This is a genomic window from Haloglomus halophilum, from assembly GCF_024298885.1.
GTDB lineage: Archaea > Halobacteriota > Halobacteria > Halobacteriales > Haloarculaceae > Haloglomus > Haloglomus halophilum.
In genome coordinates this window covers 2,231,405-2,249,271 of record NZ_CP101166.1, presented here as the reverse complement: position 1 = coordinate 2,249,271, position 17,867 = coordinate 2,231,405, and the positions used below count along the sequence as shown (strand labels likewise).

16 protein-coding genes are annotated in these 17,867 nt (G+C 68.7%); 9 read left to right on the top strand and 7 right to left on the bottom strand.

The features are described from left to right. The first annotated feature begins 15 nt into the window (after positions 1-15). Complete coding sequence (locus NL114_RS10835) at positions 16-1,656, top strand: alkaline phosphatase family protein (protein WP_254820934.1); 1,641 nt, start codon at positions 16-18, stop codon at positions 1,654-1,656. Between the two features lie 476 nt (positions 1,657-2,132). Here the strand turns inward: NL114_RS10835 and NL114_RS10830 are convergent, their stop codons facing one another. Both NL114_RS10830 and NL114_RS10825 read right to left on the bottom strand, forming a co-directional pair. Further along, complete coding sequence (locus NL114_RS10830) at positions 2,133-2,450, bottom strand: helix-turn-helix transcriptional regulator (RefSeq protein ID WP_254824705.1); 318 nt, start codon at positions 2,448-2,450, stop codon at positions 2,133-2,135. Between the two features lie 288 nt (positions 2,451-2,738). After that, a complete protein-coding gene (locus tag NL114_RS10825) occupies positions 2,739-4,529 on the bottom strand; it encodes a sensor histidine kinase (RefSeq protein ID WP_254820933.1) in 1,791 nt (596 codons plus the stop codon). A gap of 166 nt (positions 4,530-4,695) precedes the next feature. Here NL114_RS10825 and NL114_RS21640 point away from each other — a divergent pair, with 166 nt between their 5' ends. The 3 genes from NL114_RS21640 to NL114_RS10815 all read left to right on the top strand — a co-directional run bounded on the left by NL114_RS21640 (position 4,696) and on the right by NL114_RS10815 (position 5,593). Next, positions 4,696-4,824 carry a hypothetical protein gene (locus tag NL114_RS21640; RefSeq protein ID WP_286671068.1) on the top strand — a complete coding sequence of 43 codons (129 nt, stop codon included), beginning with the start codon at positions 4,696-4,698 and terminating at the stop codon, positions 4,822-4,824. Beyond that, a complete protein-coding gene (locus NL114_RS10820; protein ID WP_254820932.1) occupies positions 4,817-5,023 on the top strand; it encodes a hypothetical protein in 207 nt (68 codons plus the stop codon). The genes NL114_RS21640 and NL114_RS10820 overlap by 8 nt, the downstream gene beginning before the upstream one ends. Positions 5,024-5,191: 168 nt before the next feature. Further along, positions 5,192-5,593 (top strand): hypothetical protein, encoded by a 402-nt coding sequence (locus tag NL114_RS10815; protein WP_254820931.1) that lies wholly within the window; start codon positions 5,192-5,194, stop codon positions 5,591-5,593. A 43-nt stretch (positions 5,594-5,636) separates the two neighbouring features. Here NL114_RS10815 and NL114_RS10810 read toward each other — a convergent pair whose 3' ends face one another. From NL114_RS10810 to NL114_RS10800, 3 genes are all read right to left on the bottom strand, one after another. After that, positions 5,637-6,410 (bottom strand): phosphatase PAP2 family protein, encoded by a 774-nt coding sequence (locus tag NL114_RS10810; protein ID WP_254820930.1) that lies wholly within the window; start codon positions 6,408-6,410, stop codon positions 5,637-5,639. Between the two features lie 3 nt (positions 6,411-6,413). Next, the gene (locus NL114_RS10805) at positions 6,414-8,255 is read right to left on the bottom strand and encodes an ABC transporter substrate-binding protein (RefSeq protein ID WP_254820929.1); all 1,842 of its coding nucleotides are present in this window, start codon (positions 8,253-8,255) and stop codon (positions 6,414-6,416) included. A 152-nt stretch (positions 8,256-8,407) separates the two neighbouring features. Then, complete coding sequence (locus tag NL114_RS10800; protein ID WP_254820928.1) at positions 8,408-9,664, bottom strand: hypothetical protein; 1,257 nt, start codon at positions 9,662-9,664, stop codon at positions 8,408-8,410. Positions 9,665-9,818: 154 nt separating this feature from the next. On the opposite strand from NL114_RS10800, the gene NL114_RS10795 reads away from it, so the two are divergent. The 3 genes from NL114_RS10795 to NL114_RS10785 all read left to right on the top strand — a co-directional run bounded on the left by NL114_RS10795 (position 9,819) and on the right by NL114_RS10785 (position 13,507). Further along, complete coding sequence (locus NL114_RS10795) at positions 9,819-11,219, top strand: aryl-sulfate sulfotransferase (protein ID WP_254820927.1); 1,401 nt, start codon at positions 9,819-9,821, stop codon at positions 11,217-11,219. A gap of 104 nt (positions 11,220-11,323) precedes the next feature. Beyond that, positions 11,324-13,051: a glycosyltransferase family protein gene (locus NL114_RS10790; protein WP_254820926.1), complete on the top strand. Its 1,728-nt coding sequence runs from the start codon at positions 11,324-11,326 to the stop codon at positions 13,049-13,051. Between the two features lie 57 nt (positions 13,052-13,108). Further along, the gene (locus tag NL114_RS10785; protein ID WP_254820925.1) at positions 13,109-13,507 is read left to right on the top strand and encodes a DUF7563 family protein; all 399 of its coding nucleotides are present in this window, start codon (positions 13,109-13,111) and stop codon (positions 13,505-13,507) included. A 42-nt stretch (positions 13,508-13,549) separates the two neighbouring features. Here the strand turns inward: NL114_RS10785 and NL114_RS10780 are convergent, their stop codons facing one another. Beyond that, positions 13,550-15,154: a helix-turn-helix transcriptional regulator gene (locus NL114_RS10780; protein WP_254820924.1), complete on the bottom strand. Its 1,605-nt coding sequence runs from the start codon at positions 15,152-15,154 to the stop codon at positions 13,550-13,552. Positions 15,155-15,797: 643 nt separating this feature from the next. Between NL114_RS10780 and NL114_RS10775 the strand changes: the two genes are divergently transcribed. Further along, positions 15,798-16,124 carry a DUF7344 domain-containing protein gene (locus tag NL114_RS10775; RefSeq protein ID WP_254820923.1) on the top strand — a complete coding sequence of 109 codons (327 nt, stop codon included), beginning with the start codon at positions 15,798-15,800 and terminating at the stop codon, positions 16,122-16,124. A gap of 173 nt (positions 16,125-16,297) precedes the next feature. Then, positions 16,298-16,591: a HalOD1 output domain-containing protein gene (locus NL114_RS10770; RefSeq protein WP_254820922.1), complete on the top strand. Its 294-nt coding sequence runs from the start codon at positions 16,298-16,300 to the stop codon at positions 16,589-16,591. A gap of 248 nt (positions 16,592-16,839) precedes the next feature. Here NL114_RS10770 and NL114_RS10765 read toward each other — a convergent pair whose 3' ends face one another. Continuing rightward, on the bottom strand, positions 16,840-17,325 hold the full coding sequence (locus NL114_RS10765) for a DUF7344 domain-containing protein (protein ID WP_254820921.1): 486 nt from the start codon (positions 17,323-17,325) through the stop codon (positions 16,840-16,842). Positions 17,326-17,867: the final 542 nt, after the last annotated feature.

Below are 17,867 nucleotides of genomic sequence, written 5' to 3'. Positions count from 1 at the left end.
CGGGAGGGTCGACGGATGAGCGCCGAGCAGGACGACCGGATGGAGGCGCTGCTGATCGGTATCGACGCCGGCTGTCTCCCCGTCCTGGAGAAGCTCTGGGACGAGGGGCGGCTGGAGAACCTCGAAGCGGTCTGCAGGGGTGGCGTCTGTGAGCCGCTCGAATCGCAGATCCCGCCGTGGACCCCCAGCGCGTGGCCGTCGATGTACACGGGCGTCAACCCCGGCAAACACGGCGTCTTCGGCTTCGTGGACTACGACGGCTACGACTGGCGGGTCGTCACCGGCGACAGCGTCAAGGAGCACTCGCTGTGGACGCTGCTCGACCACCACGGGATGTCCAGCGTCGTCGTCAACGTCCCCGTCACGCACCCACCCGACGAGATCGACGGCGCGGTCATCCCCGGATTCATCGCGCCGGAGGACCCGCCGTGCCACCCGGAGGGCGTCCTCGAGGAGGTACGGGAGGCCATCGGCGAGTACCGGGTCTACCCCGCCTACGCCCGTGACGACCAGGAGTGGACCGACGCCGAGCGGATGGACGAGTACGAGACCCTCACGCGGATGCGCGGCGAGGCGTTCGACTACCTCGCCGAGCAGCACGAGCCGGACTTCGGCTTCCTCCAGTTCCAGAAGACCGACACCGTCTTCCACGAGTTCGGCGGCGACTGGGAGAAGATCCGCCGCGTCTACGAGGCGATGGACGAGCAGGTCGGCCGGATTCTGGAGAACCACGACCCGAAACGCGTCTTCGTCGCCAGCGACCACGGCATGGGCCCCTACGAGAAGGAGGAGTTCCGCGTCAACGAGTTCCTCCGCGAGGCGGGCTACGTCGAGGCGACACAGGGCGGCAAGGGGATGCCGTCGTGGAACCCCATCCGCAACCAGCTCCGCGAGGGCAACGACGACGACACGTGGGAGCCCAGTCTCACCGAGAAGGTGGCCGCGGGGCTCGCGAAGGTGGGCATCACCACGAAGCGCGTCGGCTCCGGGCTGGACAAGCTCGGCCTGCAGGACATGGCGGAGCGCTACGCGCCCGACGGCGTTGTCCGCACGGCCAGCACGCAGGTCGATTTCCCCGAGTCGAAGGCGTACATGCGCGCGCGGACGGAACTGGGCGTCCGTATCAACCTGCAGGGCCGGGACCCGGAGGGCGTCGTCCCCCAGTCCGAGTACGAGGCCGTCCGGGACGACCTCATCGAGGACCTGCGCGACATCGAGGCACCGGACGGCGAGCCGGTCTTCGAGGAGGTCGGCCCCAGCGAGAAGTACTTCTCCGGGCCGTACACGGACAGGGCGGTCGACATCGTCACCGTCCCGAACGACTTCCAGCACTTCCTCTCGGCCCAGCTGCTGGGCGAGCAGTTCGACGACCCGACCGAGCCGTGGAACCACAAGCTCCCCGGGGTCTTCGCCGCCGCCGGCGAGGGCATCGACGGCGACTCCGTGACCGACGATGCCCACCTGTTCGACGTGGCACCGACCATCCTCGCCGCCCTCGGCCTCCCGGTCAGCGACCGGATGGACGGCCGTGTCCTCCCCCACGTCGAGGAGACCGAGGCGTGGAACTACCCGCCGTACGAGGTCGACGAGGCGTCCGTCTCGGCCGAGGACGCCGACGTGCAGGACCGCCTGGCCGACCTGGGCTACCTGGAGTAGCCCACCACGACTGCCGCGAGCGACACGGCTGCACGGAGCGCCGCTCCGGTCGTCCACACGACAGTAGTCGCGAGTATTTCTTTTGAATATCGAAAAAAAAGAGTCGGTGTTCGTATTTTAAATTCTATATTAGAGGTATTTTCTCGAAATTTGTCGCCATAGACAGAGCCCCTCGTCGGAGCCGGCCCGTCAGCCCGCGTCGTGACACGACGGACGTGACAGGCAGGTGGGACCGTCCGCGTTGCGAGCGGCGTGTGAGCGCCGTGTGAGCGGCCGAACGGAACGAGGGACCCGGACAGCGCCCGGCGTCACGGAGTGGTGCTCGACGACGCAGCAGGCCCCCGCTGGGAGCGTGTGAAGGGCCGGTGACCGGCCCTCGACAGGAACACGAGGGAGCCCCCCAGCCGCCGCGCAGTCGAGTGTGCGGGCCTGACCGGGGGGCGCCCGCGACAGGAACACACGAGTGGCGTCTCGGATCAGTCAGCGTCGACGGGCAACCCCCTGGTCTGCTCGAGGATGGGGCGCGGACAGTGCTGGGTCTGCCACGCCAGCCGGGATTCGATCTCCTGTCGGCCACGCTCCTTCAGGAGGTACTCGTTGGTCCGGCGGTCCTTCTGTCCCTTCTCGACGAGGCCCTTCTCGACGAGCGTGTCGAGGTTGGGGTAGAGGCGGCCGTGGCGGACCTCCTGGCCGTAGTACTGTTCGAGTTCGTCCTTCACCGTGACACCGTTCGGGCCGTCGAGGCCCGCGACGATGAACAGCAGGTCACGTTGGAATCCAGTCAGGTCGTGCATCATGGGTTGCAGCGATCGAGAAGTGACTGTTCTGTCGTATATATCCATGAGACCGTCGAATTCTTTACCTCCTCGCTAAGGACCCACACGGAGTGCGGAACCGTTACATCGACGAACCGGAACGCGTCGTATCTGCCCTTACCCGGCGGTTAAGAGTCCGCTACGCGGGAGATAACGAAGGGTACGTGACCGAATCGTACACACGCCCCATCCGGGCGGATGTCGCACGGTCGAGGCCGCGGGGCGGCGACTCGCGGGAGGCTCTGGCACACGGCCTGACGCGGGTCGTCACTCTTCCTCCGGTAACCTGATGGAGAACGTCGTTCCCTCGCCGGGCGTGGACTCGACGCTGATGGCGCCGCCGTGACGCTCGGCGATCTTCTTCACCAGGGCGAGCCCGATACCCGTCGATTCCTGGACGTCCGACCGGTAGAACAGGTCGAACACCCGGTCGATGCGGTCCTCGGGGATACCACGCCCGTTGTCCGTGACCGTGAACAGCCAGTGGTCGTCCTCGCGGGTCGCGTCCACCTCGACGTGCGGGGTCGCGTCGCTGCGGTACCTGATGGCGTTGCTGAGGAGGTTCTGGAACAGTTCGACCAGCTGGCTCCGCTCGCCCTCGATGGTGGGGAGGTCCCCGACCTCGACCGTGGCGTCGCTCTCGTCGATGGCGACCTCGAGGTTCTGCTGGGCGGTCTCGAGGACCCGCTCCAGCTCGACCTCCTCGAACCCCCTGTCGCGCCGGCCCACACGCGAGTACTCCAGCAGGTCACGGATCATATCCTGCATCCGCTCGGCACCGTCGACGGCGAACTCGACGAACTCCTGTGCGTCCTCGTCGAGGTCGTCCTTGTACCGGCGGTCCAGCAACTGGAGGTAGCTCGACACCATCCGGAGTGGTTCCTTCAGGTCGTGGGAGGCGACGTAGGCGAACTGCTCCAGTTCGGCGTTCGAGCGCTCCAGCTCCGAGATGGCCTCGTCCAGCTCTGCCTGCGTGGCCCGGCGCTCGGAGATGTCGCGCCCGATACCGCAGATGTAGCGGGGCTCGCCCGTCTCGTCGCGGACCAGCGAGGAGGTGAACTCGAACGGGACCGGGTCGGCGTCCGTGTCGCCGACGACCTCGAGTTCGGCGGTCGCCTGGCCCTCCGAGACGACCTCCTGGAGCCGCTCGGCGGCACGTTCGGCCCCCGCCGTGCTGAAGAACTCCAGCGCGCTCGCGCCCTGGAGTTCCTCGTCCCCCCAGCCGGTCACCTCGTTGACACGGTCGTTCCACCGGACGAAGCGGAACTCCAGGTCCAGCACGAAGAACACCTCGCTGAGGCTGTCGATGACCGACTCGAGGAACGCCCGCTCCTCGCGGAACGCCTGCTCGGCCCGCCTGGTGGCGGTGACATCGCGCACGACCACCTCGAACATGTCGTCGGCGACCGGCTCGAAGGTCGCGGTGAAGTGGCGTCCGTCCTGTTCGTCGTGGAGTTCCCGGCCCTCGCCCGTCTCGAGTACCTTCCGTCCGGCCGCCATGATATCGGTCGCGTCGTCGACGAGGTCGCCGAGCTGCTTCCCCACGATCTCCTCGCGGGGGAGGCCGTGCTGGGCGGTGGCCGAGGCGTTCACCATCCGGACGGTGCCGTCCCGCTCGACGTGCGCGACGTACTCCTCGGCCCGGTCCAGCAGGTCGGTGACCGCGTCGCCCGCGAAGGGCGCACTCTCCTCGTCGGCCCCGACGAGGTCGAGGATGACCGCCGCCAGCGCCTCGGGCTCCTCGCCGGGACTCACCGCATCGTACAGCGCTTCGGGGACGTCCGTCCCGGTCCCGTCGGTCTGGATGATGACCGGGATATCGAGGAAGCGGTCGTCGAGCCGGTGGAGGAACGCCCACGTCTTCGGGTCGAGCAGCTGTTCGTCGCAGACGACACAGTCGACCGCCGAGCGCGTCAGCTTCGAGACCGCCACGTCCGTCTCGGCCGCGACGCTGGTCAGGAAGGTCGCGTCGCCGACCTTCGAGCCCGGGAGCGAGGTGACCGCCGCTGGACGGGGGCCGACGTAGAAGACGTGGATGGCATCAGTTCCAATTGACATATCGATTGAGTGGTAGTTCCATCGCGGCTCGCGGCGGAGTGGGTTCGCTCCCCGTTCGTTCCAGAGCCTTTAGTTGTTGTTGCCCATCTCCCTACCAGTCGGTAAGCGGTTGCGGTTACCAACGTTTCGGCGAGAGTATATGTCTCTACGATGGGTTCGTGTAGACGTGACCGACGTGCGCCCCCCATCCCCGACCGCCGCCCGCCACGACGACCGAGCGGACCGTCGAACCGTCCCCACCCTGGCCGACCGACACGCTCGCGACGCCGCCACCGGTGGTGAGCAGCGTGAGTAGTCAGGAGCCACTCGAGACGGACACCTCGGCCGACTGGCCCAGGTTCACCCTCCGGTACACGTTCAACCCCGAGAAGCTCGACGTCCCGGTGTCGTTCGACCCCGACGAACTGGTCGTCCGCGACCCCTCCAGTGGTGACGACGACGCCTGGATATCGGCCACTCGTGGGTCCTACATGGATATCAAGGACGCGCAGTGACTGGTCCGGGCCACCAGAAGCCCTCCGAGAGCGCCACGGGATAGCGCCGTCCAGGGACTGCCAGCACCACACGATAACGCCGTCCAGGGACAGCCACGGCTCCCGCGTTCGCAGCCCTTTGCGGCTACCCGGCGCGTAATAATCAGGTTCGACGGACAGGAGCCGGATATGAGAGACCTGAATGCGGTGTTCGACCAGTGCCCCGATTGCGGGGAGTACCGCGTGAAGCTGAGCACCCACCGCTGTGACGGTCCCACCACCCGGTCCCCGACCCGGGAAGAGCGGGTCCGGAGTGCCGAAGCCGACCCGCGCGACGACGACGACGACGTGCTCCTCCTGCCGAGTCGGACGGTCGATGGCTCGTACGCCTACCACGAGGTCGACGCGGACGGGCTCCCGGCGTGTGGGGGCGGCGGCGCACTCGACGACGAGGACTGGCTGACGCTGACCCGACGCGAGGCACGCGAACGGAGCCACTCGCCCTGCAAGACCTGTCTCCGGATGACGGTCGACCCGTCGGATATCGCCGCGGCCATCGAGGCCGCCGAACGGGACGCGACCGAAACCTGACGGGCCGGCGAGCGAACCGTACCGACCTACCAGCGACGCCCGCCTACTCGACCAGCCACTCCGCGACGAGGACACTCCCCACGCCGAGGGCGATGCCGGCGACCACGTCGGTCGCCCAGTGGATGCCGAGGTACATCGTCGAGACGACGACGCTGGCCGCCAGCGGGACGGCGATGGCGGTCCAGCGGGGATAGCGCCGGCGGGTCCGCCACGCGAGCAGTGCCACCGTCACGGACAGCGAGGTGTGGAGCGAGGGGAAGACGTTCGTGTTGGCGTTCACCTGGCTCGTGACGATCTGTGCCCGCGGATACGCCGCGTAGAGGAGCGGCTCGACCGCGTCGGGGATCCGGTTCCGGGGGCCGTAGGAGACGAACAGCGTGTAGCAGACCACCCCGAGCCCGTAGTTCAGCCCGAAGGCGACCGCCGCCCGCTTCAGGTACCGAAGCTGCGGATGGAGCAGGTACGCGAGGAACGGGAACGTGAGCAGGACGGTGTAGCCGAACAGGTAGACCGCCGAGAAGTAGGTCGTCAGCCACGGGGTGGCGACCGACTGGATGTGGGCGACGAACGTCCCCTCGATGCTGTAGATGCGGTGGGTGATGTTCCAGCCGACGACCCACGACAGCTCCGGACCGTACTCGCGAGCGACCTTGTTGACGGCGAGGACGCCGCCGAGGAAGCCCAGATACGGCGCTGCCTCGCGGAGCCGTGTTCGGAGGTCACCGGGACGCTCCCGATGGAGGACGAGGGCGGCGGCGCCGGCGTTCAGGAGCACCACACCGCCGAGGACGACGACGAGCGACTCGGCCAGGCTCACGGGTCAGGTCCCGAGCAGGTCGCCGTCGCTCGAGTAGCGATACCCCGCCTCCCGGAACGCCTCGCGAGCCCGCTCGACGTCGAGCCGACCGCCCTCACCCGGGAACGGGAGCTCCGGGTCTCGTCCGTTCCAGACGAGGCTGGGCGCCACCGACCGGTGTCGGGCCAGCGGACTCGCCGCCGGCTCCCCGTAGCGCTCGAACACCTCGCGCGTGAGATGCTGCTTGTCGAGCAGGCGCCCGACCGCACGCCGGAACCGGGGGCTGCTCAGCGCCCCGCGGCGGACGTTGTAGCCGACCTGGTAGCACGTCCGCGGCCGGGTGACGTGGAGGTTCAACTCGTCGGAGCGGCCGACCTCGGGGACATCGGCCGGCATCACGCCGGAGGCGGTGGCATCGGCGTCGCCGGCCCGGACCAGCTCCACCGCCGCCCCACCCGACGGCACGACCGTGAAGGCGAGCTGGTCCGGGGTGAACCCCCCGGCGAACGGCGCGAGGTGGTCGGCCAGCCCGTCGCGGGTGAGGAAGTGGTCCTCGTTGCGCGCGAACACCAGCGACTCCCGGGGGCGACGGCGCTCGAGCCGGAGGGGTCCGCTCCCGACCGGGTCCGGGTTCGACCAGACCAGCGCCTGCGTCACCGCGCCGTTCGGGTCCAGCCCCACCACAGTCGCCTGCTTCGCCTTCGTCTCCCAGACGTGCTCCGGGAGGACCGGTGCCGTCAGGCTCCGGGCCGCGACCGGCCGTGAACTGGGGACGAACGAGAGCCGGACCGTCCGCTCGTCGACGGCCTCGGCGTCGGTGACGAGCGAGCCGAGGCCGCGGAACCGGGGCGCCGGCACCGGGCTCTCGAGGCGCCCGAGCGAGGTGTCAGCGAGCAGGCGGTAGGTGAACGCCACGTCCGACGCGGTGAGGTCGGTCCCGTCGTGCCAGGTGAGGTCCTCGCGGAGTTCGACCGTCGCCACCGGCCCCGGCGCGTCCGGCGGCCGACTCCACGTCCACGACGACGCGAGCCACGGCCGGACCTGCCCGTCGACCCACCGCCCCAGCGGGTCGTACAGGAGACCCGTGACCGTGCCGCTGGCGCGGAACTCGGGAGCGAGCGGGTTGAGGCTCTCCGTCGGGCGCGAATCGGTGAGCGTCATCCGGAGGGCGCGTTCGTCGTCGCTGGTGGTGCCCGACAGCCGGTCGGCGGTGCCGGCGGCGTCACGGTCGAGGCCGAGGTAGCCCAGCGGCGTGTGGATGGGCCGTTGCTCCCAGCCCGCGTACCCGTCCGCACGGGTGACGCGGATCTCGTCGGGGAACGCCACCACCGAGAACGGCTGGTCGCGGACGACCGAGCGCTGGAGGCGGGCGAGCGTCTTCCGGCGACGCTTCCCGGTCTGGGCCCGCTGGCGCTCCAGCAGCGCGTCGACATCGAGGTTGGCGTACCCGTACGGGTTCTGTGTGCCCGGTTCGGCACCGAACCGCGAGTGCAGGAGCGGGCGGAGGAAGTCCGGGTCCGGCCGGCCCCGCATCGGCGCGACGAAGACGTCGAACGCGTGGTTCAGCAGGACATCGCGCAACAGCACCTCGTTCGACATCGGGGTGACGTTGACCTCGATGCCGACGGCCTGCAGGCGCTTCGCGAGGAAACGGGCGATGCGGATGGCCCGCGGGTCGGCGTCGGCGGGGACGGTCTTGATGGTGAGCGAGAGCTGCTCGGGCGCCTCGCGGGTCATCAGCGCGCCGACCTGCCGGACACAGCCGGCGCTGGCCGCGAGGGTGCCACCGCCGAGGGCACCGAGGACGCGGCGGCGGCTGACTGTCGACTCGGAACCGCTCTTGGACTGTGGGTGGGTCGAATCCATCGTGCTCCGTGGTCTGCTGGCGAGTAGCCGGGGGGAGGGCGCGCAGCGGTCCACACCGGCTGGTCGTTCCCGAAGCGATGTGGGCAGGGCTCCTTGTTACCGGCCCGGTAAACCGGGTGAAAGAGCGGAAGGGTCGAACGCGGGCCGTCGTCTCAGAGCCCCGCGAGCGGCCAGAGGAGTGCGCCCGCCCAGACGAGGATACCGGGGACGCGATAGCGGTACCGGTGGACGGGCGTCTCCGCCCAGCGGACGCCGCCGGCCGCGATGAGGCCGAGACCGAACAGGAGAACGGCCCGGTGAGCGACCACCCCGACATCGAGGGCGGCGATGCCGAGATATGCGTAGTCCAGCAGCAGGCCGGCACCGAACCCGACGGCAGCGGCCGTGAACGCGTCGTCGGCGGGGAGCCGCCGGCCCAGCAGCCCGACGGCCACGGGAAGGCCGACGGCGAGGGCGAGGTAGCACGGTGCCGCGATGACCTTCGGCGAGAGCGCCGGGAACGCACGCTCGAGTTCGACCGCCACGACCCGGATCACGAGCGGCGTGAGCAGCGGGATAGTGACCAGCGCCGCGTGTGCGGTCGTGGCCTGCCGGCGCTCGGCAACCGCGCGGAGCGCCGCGGTGACGGTGGCGCGCCGGGCACCCACGAGCAGCAGTCCGAGCGAGAGCCCGGCCACGGCGAACTCGTCGTCCGGGACGGGCCAGTCCATGATATCGACGACCGTGACCCAGCCGTCGGCGTCGCTGGCGCCACCGTTGCCGAAGCGGGCTCGGCGCATGTCCGATACCACACCGGTGCCGTAGAACTCGTGTTCGATGGCGTACTGGCCGCGTGCGACGCTCCCGACCGTGTGCCGGAGGCGGAACCAGTCCCAGTGCTCCTGGTGGGCCTGCATGACCGTCAGGGACTGGTCGCCGTCCGTCACCTCGTAGAGCCGGGCGTGGACGCGCACGCCGAGGTACGACCCGTCGTGGAGCTGGGCGGTCTCGTCCATCCAGCGGCCGCCACCCTCGCCGTACTCGACGTAGGTGTAGCGCGTCGCACCCCTGGTGTCGGACCACGCGACGCCGCTCCCGTTCAGGACGACGGACTCGCCCTCGGGGTCCTCGGCGGTCCAGTTCCGGTCGGCGTCGGCTGCGATGACCCGTCGGGTCGTCGCGGCGTCCGCCTCGACGACGACGTTCATCGGGAGCGTCGCGGTCCCGAAGTCCTTCTGCCGGCTGGTGTACGCCCAGAGCCGCGGCTCGTGGTCGTCGACCGTGACGAGGCGCACGTCCTCGCGGGTCCGGGACCCGGCGTCGCTCTCGGCCGGCCGGACGAGGGTCGGACTGGCGAGAATCAGCGCCGCCACAGCCACGGCGAGCGCACACAGCACCAGCCCGATTCGAAGGCGGGACCCCGCTCCCATCCGGTCGGCGTTCCGGTCCCCGACCAATCACTATGCAGTACCTAACGACCGCGAGCGACCCCGAGGCCGCCGTGGGCTGGCCGGGACTCCCCCCGGTGGGGTGGGCGCCTTACCCGCCCGGTAGCAAAACCATCCGGAACCGACCCCCCACACAGTGACGAGACGAAGACTCGCAGGCAGGCTGCTGGCCGTGGCGGTGCTCCTCCTCGCGGCCGGGACGCTGGTGACCGGGTTCGCCGCATCCTCGGATGGGGGCGCCGGACAGGTCACCGGCACGGGCCAGCAGGTCGCACCGCCCACCGACGGGACGACGGTCGTCGCGACGGACTCGAACACGTGGCTCGGCCGGGATGGGGAGGGCCCCCGCGCCTCGGCGGAGCTGTTCGCCGTCGCCCCGAACGGGACGGTCACGTACTACAACGACACGCACACGCGGTACTGGGACGTGGACCCCGTCGAGGGCGAGGCGGCGACGGTGGAGTACGTCTACGCCGACCACCTCACGCCCGAGGCGTGCGGCGGGGAGTCGGTCTGTACGCGCAACGGCGTCGAGCGCGTGAATCTGGAGACCGGAGAGGTGACGTCCGTCTACAGCCGTGTCACGCCCGGCAAGCACTCGACCCGCTGGCACGACGTGGACCGCCTCGACGAGGACCACCTCGTCGTGGCCGACATCGGGCGCGACCGCGTCTACGTCGTCAACACCACGACCGGACTGGTGACGTGGTCGTGGGACGCCCGGAGCGAGTACGACGTCGCCGAGAGCGGCGGCCCCTACCCCGAGGACTGGACCCACCTCAACGACGTGGAGGTGCTCGACGACGGGCGCATCATGGTCAGCCTCCGGAACCACGACCAGGTCGTCTTCCTCGAGCGCGAGACGGGACTGCAGGAGGAGTGGACGCTCGGCAGCGACGGCAACCACTCGCGGCTGTACGAGCAGCATAATCCCGACTACATCCCCGAGGCGCAGGGCGGGCCGGCGGTCATCGTCGCCGACTCCGAGAACAACCGCCTCGTCGAGTACCAGCGCGAGGAGGGCCGGTGGACCGAGAGCTGGGCGTGGAGCGACCGACAGCTCCAGTGGCCACGGGACGGCGACCGACTCCCGAACGGCCACACCCTCGTGACGGACTCGAACGGCAACCGCGTGGTCGAGGTGAACGACGCGGGCAAGGTGACGTGGTCGATGGATGTCGCGTTCCCGTACGAGGCCGAGCGCCTCGAGACGGGCGACGAGAGCACCGGCGGGCCCAGCGCACAGCGGGCCGATCTCGGCGAGCAGACGAACGCGAGTGCCGGGGGCGCGAGCGAACCCGGGTCCGGCGGGAGCGACGGCGGGCCGCTCGAGCCCGCCCGGAACGCCATCGCGGGCCTCTTCGACGGGCCGACGGCCAACGCCGTGATGTACGTCCTCCCGGCGTGGATGAGTCGCATCCACCTCGCGGCCCTGGTCACCATCGTCGTGACGCTCGTGGTGTGGAGCGCGGCCGAGGCCTACTGGTCTGCGTGGACGGTCGACCTCCACCGGCCGGTCGAGCTGGAGCGGCAGTGAGCCACCGTTCCGGGGGCGGAACGCTCCACCACGGCGAACACTGGCGCTTACCCCCCGGATAAGCAAACTCCTCCGGTCCCTCTCCCCACCACCCCGAGTCTCACATGTCGACAGGAACCAGCACCCGTCGGTGGCGCCGCCTCGCCGACCGGGTCGTCGTGCTCTCGCTCGACGACCGGTTCTGGCTCACCTCGGCGGTGGCCACCAGCCTCTGCATCTACCTGCTGTACCTCGCAACGCACCCGTACCCCGCGTACGGCGCCGGGCTCTACCTCAAGATCGCCGAGTCCATCAGCAGCCACGGCTACGGGCTCCCGGCGACCATCCCCGGCTACACGGCGGGCGGGGTCCCGTTCGCGTACCCGCCGCTGGCGTTCTACCTCGCGGCCCTCAGCCGCGACCTGACCGGCGTCGGCGCCATCGCGTACAGCCGCTTCGTGCCGGGGCTGTTCGTCACGGCGACGCTGGTCCCGTACTACGTCCTGGCGACGGACCTGCTGGGCTCCCCGCGCCGGGGTGGAGTCGCGACGCTCCTGTTCGCCGGGACGCCGGCCGTCCTCCAGTGGCACCTCTCGGCGGGCGGCATCGTCCGCGGGCTGGCGTTCCTCCTGGCCATCACGGGCGCCGCCGTCGGCGTCCGGCTGTTCCGGACCGAGGACCCACGCTGGCTCCTGCCCGCGACGGCCCTGTTCGGGCTGACGGTCCTCGCGCACCCGACGTACGCGGTGTTCTTCGGCCTGAGCTACCTCCTCCTGTTCGCCGGGCTCTCGCGGTCGCCCCGTGGGCTGCTGTTCGGCGCGGCCGTCGCCAGCGGGGGCGTGGTCATCGCGACCCCGTGGCTCCTGCAGGTCGTCGCCACCCACGGCGTCGACATCTTCCTCGACGCCTCAGGGACCCACGGCGGGCTGTTCGGCGGCCCCGCGCGCCTGCTCTCGGAGTTCGTCTACCCCATCGACCTCGGGATGGAGGTGGTCGTCTTCGGCGCGGCCTACCTCGGCGCCGCCTACGCGCTCGCCACCGAGCGGTACCTGCTCCCGGCGTGGCTGTTCGCCGGCGGCTACTTCATGGGCAAACCCCGATTCATCTTCGTCGCCGGCGCGATGCTGACGGCGCTGCTGTTCTTCGAGGTCGGCCTCCCGGCGATTCGGCGACTGGCCGCCGCGTCACGACTCGGCCGAGACCACCGTCGCGCAGTCGAAATCGGAGCGGTCGCGTTGCTGGTGCTCTCGGCCGGGGCGACCGGCTCGGCGTTCGCGGCGGGCGCGCTCGACACGCACGACGGCGACCGCTCACAGCCCGCCTTCATCGACGGCGCGGACCGCGAGGCGATGGCGTGGGCCGCCGCCGAGACCGAGCCCGGTGCCGACTTCGTGGTGCTGGGCGATGGGGCGGAGTGGTTCCCGCTGTTCACCGACCGGACCATCCTCGTGGGGCAGTGGGGGGTCGAGTGGACCGAGCCCGCCCGGTACCGGCAACAGATCCAGCAGTTCGAGCGCGTCTCGCAGTGTGACCGGGCCGCCTGTATCACCGCCTCGCTCGCGGCGAGTGGCGCCCAGCCCGACTACGTCTACGTCCCGAAGGGCCACTACACCGTCCGCGGGATGACCCACCAGCAGGCCCCCGGGATGCGGGACTCGCTGGCCGCCTCCGACCGGTACGAGGTCGTCTACGAGAACGAGGGCGCCATCATCGCCCGTGTCACGCCGTCCGAGCCCGACACGTCGCCTGCACCTGACATGCCGCCCGACCCCGACACGTCACCCGACGAACGGCGCGTCGGCACCATCCGCCACTCGACCACGGCATCACCGGGCAGCGACACGCCGTCTTAGCGGCTACATAGTAAATCCGTACCTGTCCGATGGAACTGGTACGAGGGTTCGATACGTATGGCCGAATGTACAAGCTGTGGCGGGTTCGTGACCGACGACTACGTGCGCGTGTTCGGGGACAACGAGGGGAACATCTCGGAGTGCCGGAGCTGCCGGGCACGCTCGAGTCCCTCGGAAGAGGACGCCGGCGAGGACGCCGGTGAGCGCGTGGTTCTGCTCCGGGATGTCGCGGGGGACGACTCGACCGGGCAAGACGAGAACGGAACCGGGAGCGAGCGCGAAGACGGGGGAGCGGCGGTCACTTCCGAGACCGGGACGACTCCCGAGAAAAGCGAAGGGTCGGTGTCGAGCAGCGGCGTGGCAGCGCCCGACGCCTCCGAGCAGGGGGCGGAGGGGGGCGAGAGCGGGGGCGCACGCGAGCGCATCGCGGGCTTCTTCTCATCCATCCGGAGTTGACCGGCCAGGCCCCGGCGAGCGGCGACAGGCCACGGTCCGGAACTACTCGTCGAGTTCCACGCCGGGGAGCGTGACGATCTTCCCGCGACCCATGCGGGTCCGCTCGATGTCGCCGTCCTCCTCCATCGAGGAGAGCCGTCGACTCACCGTCGCCTTCGACCAGTCGACCTGGTCGACGATGTCGCTCTGTTTCATGTAGCCGCCGTTGACCTCGACGAGCCGGCTGATGTACTGCTCCGGTGAGAGGAGGTCGGGGTCGGGCATCTCGGTGCCAGCGGCCGCCGCGCCGTCCGTCGTGTCGGCGCCGGGCGGCGAGTCGCCCGACGACGCAGCGGCGTCCGTGTCGGCGTGGGCAGCGTGGCTCGGATCGTCCGAGCCACCGGTACCGCCACCGGCCGACGGCGCGTCGGTACCATCGAAGCCGTCGATTCCCGGCCAGTCACCATCGAGCCGGCCGTACACGACGATGCCGCCGACCGCGAGGAGGATGCCCAGCCCGATGAACATCGTCGCGTTCCGGTCGACGGGGAATCTACCGCCGGACGTGTCGGTCGTCTTCTCGAGTGGGTCGGTACCCTGTTCGACCTCCTTCCCGTCGTCGATACCGTCGCCGTCCGTGTCCGCGACCGTCGGGTCGGTGCCGTACTGGGCCACCTCCTGCTGGTCCGTGAGGCCGTCGCTATCCGAGTCCTTCTCTGTCGGGTCGGTGCCGTACCGCTTCACCTCCTCCCAGTCCGAGAGGCCGTCGCCGTCCGTGTCAGCGGCCGTCGGGTCGGTTCCGTAGTGGTTCATCTCCTCGCCGTCGAGAAGCCCGTCACCGTCCGTATCCGGGTCGCCGGGGTCGCTTCCGGCCTCGACCTCCGCACCATCGCGTGCGCCGTCGCCGTCCGTGTCCGCGACCGTCGCGGAGCTGTTGTACTGCATCACCTCGGGCCCGTCCAGCAGGCCGTCGGAGTCCGTGTCGGCGTCGGTGAGACTGGTCCCGCGGCTGGCCTCCTCCTCGTTCGAGAGGGAGTCGCCGTCGACGTCGCCGTCGCGCTCGATAGCGACGATGGGGACCGTCGCCGTGTCGACGCGCCCGCTCTCGCCCGAGCGCTTGAACCAGAGCAGGAACGTCCGGTTGCCGGTGCCGTTGGCCCCCAGCGTCTGGATGTCGAACGTGGCCGCACCACCGTAGGACCGGACCTCGACCGTCCGACAGCCGTGGTCGGTGACCGTCCGGTTGTCGGCACGCAGCGCCAGGCAGAGTTCGTGTGCCCCGGGCTCGCCGACGGGCTGGACGCTCACGTTCATGAGGGTCGCGCCGTCGGCCCAGACGTACGTCCGGCCCCGGGCTCGCGTGGCGACACCCGGCCCACCGTACTCGACTCTGGTGATGCCGCCATCGTTCTCGGCGGTGGCGGTCTCCTGGTCACGAGTCGGACCCGGTGTCGGAGAGGCCGTGGGAGTGGTTCTCGACGCGGCTGTGGTCGTGGCGGATGGGGCGGTAACGGGTGCAGTCATCGTAGCGGCACCCGGTTGCGTGGCCTCTCGGTCGCCCGCAGCAACGCCCAGGGCGAGGGGCGAGACCACAGCTGACAGGATCACACAGAGTGTCAGGAGCGCGAGCGAGGAGATGGTCTGCATCGAGGGGGCGTCGGCCGACATCCTATCCGTTCACCCGGTCACAGCGTGACCGCTGGTGACCTGGGAGCAGGGTCGTGATGCACCCACGACCGAGCGACTCCGCCCGTCGTGGGCGAGGAATCGCGTGCCAGGAACGCGGGAGCGCGGGGAGAGTGGGAGTCATCGGAGGCGGTAACGATTGGTCGTGTGGATGCTGGCGGGACGCGCGGATAAGAGTGTTCCCTAGGAGTGACGGCAGATTATGTATTCCGTAGAAATATATCATTAACCCATCATAATGAAACAGTCCGAATCGGAACATCAGTCACCGCCACTGACCAGTTCTCCGCAACCGGTGGTACAGGTCGGCTGAACGTCCAGAATCACGAAGAGCGGCCTCAAGAGTTCGTTCTGTTCGGTCGGACGGGTCTCACCGGTTCTCGAATTCTGTCGGAAGCCGCCACAGAGCGAGGGTCTGTCACTGTGTTGGGACACATTATATAATAAATACTATACCTGTTATTGGGAGACAATGCCACGGGGTGGTATAAACCAGAGTGGGGGGTTATCCAGCCGATTACAAAGGACCTGGTCGCCGAGAGTGCAGGTGAGGACGATGTCCGCAGGGGTCCACACTCGGCGGCCGCGCCGATGCCACTGTATCACCTACCGTCCGCTCTCACCGATGATCGCGTCAAACTGCACCCGACCCGAGACCGAGTTCGTGGAGGAGACAGCGGTCACTGCAGGCGGGGAGTCCGCTACCGACCGACCGCCGGGAACACGCTACAGCTACCTCATCGCGCTTCTCGGACGGCTCGAGGGACAGGTGACCATCGACCGGGTGACCGACGCCGTACACGAGTGGGAACACGAGCATACGGAGTCGGCGAGCGACCGGACCTGGTTCGATATTCACGAGGAACTGTACCTCGTCGACCTGCCCGTGCTCGACAGAGCGGGCATCGTGTCGTTCGATACTGGCCGGGGTATCGTCTCTAAGAGCGAGTAGCAAGGGAGACCACGGTTACCGGGCGTTCAGCACTGTTATCAGAACCAGAGAATAGCTGGATGATTTTTACGTTCGAGGGGCCAACGTGAATCCAGAACTAATCCACGATGGCATCTGAAAGTAGCAGGACCCCGGGGGGCGCGTCGAGCCTGGATCGGGCGGACCCGGGCGACGTGATAGAGGAAGTAGCGCAGGTAGAGGACGGGAGCACGCTCTACATCGCCCACCACGACATCGAGGAGGACGGGCTGACGGTGACCCTCTCCCTCGCGCTCGCCGCCGCAGCCGACAGTTCCCCGACAGAGTTCCTCCCGCGGTTCCAGGAGTACGTCGACCCCGACGCGCTCGACCGGATGTTCCGGCCGCAGCCGAACGGGGACCTGCGCAAGGGCGGCCCGTTCCAGTTCTCCATCGAGGAGTTCGACGTGGAGATCTTCAACACCGGCCGCATCGAGATTCGAGAGTAACGGCGCGCTCGCGCGCCGCGCGCGGTTCACCACTGCACCCCACGACCGCCGAGCCCCCGCGCCGACCGGTCGGAATCTCCACCAGAGTCGGTAGCTATCTGTCCATAACCAACTTTCGCCAGTACTCTCGCGGATTTTACAAATGGTTCGTAGAGTTAGCCAGTTGTAGCGCCGTTTTCCAGAAAATTCCAGGCAGACCGGCAACGCCTCCGGGCTCGGTCACACCGTGAGCGCGGTGTGCAGCAGGGTCACCGGGAGAAGAGCGCAGAGACCGTCTCGGTGATGCTCTCGCCCTCTGCCTCGGTCGACTCGGACTCCGCCTCGACGGTGAGGTCGGTGTCGGAGTGGAGCCCCTCGTCGAGGTAGGGCGCGAGCGCGTCGACGAGTTCGGTCGGCTCGACGACCCCGCGGGACTGGTTGTACTCGATGATATCGTGGTCGTCGAGCTTCGGGAGATGGGACTGGTACAGCGCGATGTAGACCCGCTGGCGCTCGTCCGAGACCAGCTGCTGGACCGTCGTATCGTGCTCCCACGCCGCGACCTCCTCCGCGAGATCGCGCATCACGAACCGCTCCTCCTCGTCGTGGGCAGCGAGATACCGCAGGACCGCACGGCGCCGGGAGTTCTGCAGGATGTGGAACGCGTCGTCCTTCGAGATACTCGTGCCCGCGTCCGCCTCTGTACTCGAACTCGAATCGCCGTCGTCGGCCGTCCGCTCTGTCTGGACACTCATTGTCGTCACCCAACCCAACTGGATTCGAGGGCATAAATGGAAATCTCGGTTCTAGGACTTTCAGACCGTTGTGGAGTGGCGTTGAACCGTTACGGGGTGTGTTGTATTCTGTTCCGTGGATCGGTGCGAGAGGTTCCCATTCACTCCCCGCTACCACAGCCTCTGCATGGCATCAGACCCCATCGCGGACCGTTTCACCCCCTTACCCACCGCGTAAATCGACCGTTCCACACCGTTACACCCCGCCGCCATCTTGCGATTATCGCCGCTTTGCCGGATATAGCCGGGTTGTTAAATTAGTGGGACAGGAGCGAGCGAGGAGGCCCGAGAGGGAGGTACAGGATGTACCCCAGAACGAGTACGTGACGTGTGAGCCATCACGGCGGCCGGGGGTGAAGATATCAGGCTAACGCCGACACTAACAATACCCCCACGGAGTCGAGCACAGCATACCGGGGACGGCGGAGGACTGGACACTCGCCCGCCGAGAGACCCGACGGGGGCCATCTACCACCCCGGCAGTCCGCTCTACGGGGTAGAGC

What these genes read in the sequence shown, in the direction of transcription:
- NL114_RS10835 (WP_254820934.1), top strand. Translation starts at nt 16, where the DNA reads ATGAGCGCCGAGCAGGACGACCGGATGGAGGCGCTGCTGATCGGTATC.
- NL114_RS10830 (WP_254824705.1), bottom strand. Translation starts at nt 2,450, where the DNA reads ATGCACGACCTGACTGGATTCCAACGTGACCTGCTGTTCATCGTCGCG.
- NL114_RS10825 (WP_254820933.1), bottom strand. Translation starts at nt 4,529, where the DNA reads ATGTCAATTGGAACTGATGCCATCCACGTCTTCTACGTCGGCCCCCGT.
- NL114_RS10815 (WP_254820931.1), top strand. Translation starts at nt 5,192, where the DNA reads ATGAGAGACCTGAATGCGGTGTTCGACCAGTGCCCCGATTGCGGGGAG.
- NL114_RS10805 (WP_254820929.1), bottom strand. Translation starts at nt 8,255, where the DNA reads ATGGATTCGACCCACCCACAGTCCAAGAGCGGTTCCGAGTCGACAGTC.
- NL114_RS10800 (WP_254820928.1), bottom strand. Translation starts at nt 9,664, where the DNA reads ATGGGAGCGGGGTCCCGCCTTCGAATCGGGCTGGTGCTGTGTGCGCTC.
- NL114_RS10790 (WP_254820926.1), top strand. Translation starts at nt 11,324, where the DNA reads ATGTCGACAGGAACCAGCACCCGTCGGTGGCGCCGCCTCGCCGACCGG.
- NL114_RS10785 (WP_254820925.1), top strand. Translation starts at nt 13,109, where the DNA reads ATGGCCGAATGTACAAGCTGTGGCGGGTTCGTGACCGACGACTACGTG.
- NL114_RS10780 (WP_254820924.1), bottom strand. Translation starts at nt 15,154, where the DNA reads ATGTCGGCCGACGCCCCCTCGATGCAGACCATCTCCTCGCTCGCGCTC.
- NL114_RS10775 (WP_254820923.1), top strand. Translation starts at nt 15,798, where the DNA reads ATGATCGCGTCAAACTGCACCCGACCCGAGACCGAGTTCGTGGAGGAG.
- NL114_RS10765 (WP_254820921.1), bottom strand. Translation starts at nt 17,325, where the DNA reads ATGAGTGTCCAGACAGAGCGGACGGCCGACGACGGCGATTCGAGTTCG.